The 1,890-nt window shown below is 68.0% G+C and carries 1 protein-coding gene; it reads right to left on the bottom strand.

Translation table 11 applies throughout. The features are described 5' to 3' along the window. Positions 1 to 55: 55 nt before the first annotated feature. On the bottom strand, positions 56 to 1,720 hold the full coding sequence (ettA, locus tag ACFU74_RS37150) for an energy-dependent translational throttle protein EttA (RefSeq protein ID WP_380764557.1): 1,665 nt from the start codon (positions 1,718 to 1,720) through the stop codon (positions 56 to 58). Positions 1,721 to 1,890 lie beyond the last annotated feature (170 nt).

Genomic DNA, 1,890 nt, shown 5'->3' with positions numbered 1-1,890 from the left:
GCAGGCCGGCCCCCACGGGGCGGGCGGCCTGCCGGGCCGTCGTCACGACTGGGTGTCAGCCGCGGGTCAGCTTCTTGTAGGTGGCGCGGTGCGGACGGGCCGCGTCCGCACCCAGCCGCTCGATCTTGTTCTTCTCGTACGACTCGAAGTTGCCCTCGAACCAGAACCACTTGCTCTCGCCCTCGTAGGCGAGGATGTGGGTGGCGACCCGGTCCAGGAACCAGCGGTCGTGGGAGATGACCACGGCGCAGCCGGGGAACTCCAGCAGCGCGTTCTCCAGCGAGGAGAGGGTCTCGACGTCGAGGTCGTTGGTGGGCTCGTCGAGGAGCAGCAGGTTGCCGCCCTGCTTCAGGGTGAGCGCCAGGTTGAGGCGGTTGCGCTCACCGCCGGAGAGCACGCCGGCCGGCTTCTGCTGGTCCGGGCCCTTGAAGCCGAACGCGGAGACGTAGGCGCGGGACGGCATCTCGACCTGGCCGACGTTGATCCAGTCCAGACCGTCGGAGACGACCTCCCAGAGGGTCTTCTTCGGGTCGATGTTGGAGCGGGTCTGGTCGACGTAGCTGATCTTGACGGTCTCGCCGACCTTGACCGAGCCGCTGTCCGGGGTCTCCAGGTCCTGGAGCATCTTGAACAGGGTGGTCTTGCCGGCGCCGTTCGGGCCGATGATGCCGACGATGCCGTTGCGCGGCAGGGTGAAGCTGAGGTCGTCGATCAGGACCTTCTCGCCGAAGGCCTTGTTGAGGTTCTCCACCTCGATGACGACGCTGCCCAGGCGCGGGCCCGGCGGGATCTGGATCTCCTCGAAGTCCAGCTTCCGCATCTTGTCGGCCTCGGCGGCCATCTCCTCGTAGCGGGCCAGACGCGCCTTGGACTTGGCCTGGCGGCCCTTGGCGTTGGAGCGGACCCACTCCAGCTCTTCCTTGAGCCGCTTGGCGCGCTTGGCGTCCTTCTGGCCCTCGACCTTGAGACGGGACTGCTTGGTCTCCAGGTAGGTGGAGTAGTTGCCCTCGTACGGGTAGGCGCGGCCGCGGTCGAGCTCCAGGATCCACTGGGCGACGTTGTCCAGGAAGTACCGGTCGTGGGTGACCGCGACGACGGTGCCCTTGTACTTCTCCAGGTGCTGCTCCAGCCAGTTCACCGACTCGGCGTCCAGGTGGTTGGTGGGCTCGTCGAGCAGCAGCAGGTCGGGGGCCTCCAGCAGCAGCTTGCAGAGCGCGACGCGGCGCTTCTCGCCACCGGAGAGCTTGGTGACCGGCCAGTCGCCGGGCGGGCAGCCCAGGGCGTCCATGGCCTGCTCCAGCTGGGCGTCCAGGTCCCAGGCCTCGGCGTGGTCCAGCTCCTCCTGGAGCTTGCCCATCTCGTCGAGCAGCGCGTCCGAGTAGTCGGTCGCCATCTGCTCGGCGATCTCGTTGAAGCGGTCGAGCTTGCCCTTGATCTCCTTGACGCCGTCCTGGACGTTCTCCAGGACCGTCTTGGACTCGTCGAGCGGCGGCTCCTGGAGGAGCATGCCGACGGTGAAGCCGGGCGAGAGGAAGGCGTCGCCGTTGGAGGGCTGCTCCAGGCCCGCCATCATCTTCAGCACGGTGGACTTACCGGCACCGTTGGGGCCCACGACGCCGATCTTCGCTCCGGGGAGGAAGCTGAGCGTCACGTCGTCAAGGATGACCTTGTCTCCGTGCGCCTTGCGCACCTTGCGCATCGTGTAGATGTATTCCGCCACGTGAGATCGCTCCGGCGTCGTCGGGAGTAATTCGGCTTGCAGCCTTCCATTGTGCCGCACCCGGCCGGGAGCCCCGAACCGCCGGGTCCCCGTTCCCGGTTGCCCCGCAGGGGTGTCGCGCCGTCGCGGACGCGGCGCGGCCCGGCTCCCCGCACGCGTGGTGCGGGGAG

It is taken from the genome of Kitasatospora sp. NPDC057500 (assembly GCF_042802195.1).
Lineage (GTDB): Bacteria > Actinomycetota > Actinomycetes > Streptomycetales > Streptomycetaceae > Kitasatospora.
Note: the sequence above shows the minus strand (reverse complement) of the source record. Positions and strands in the feature narration are given on the sequence as shown.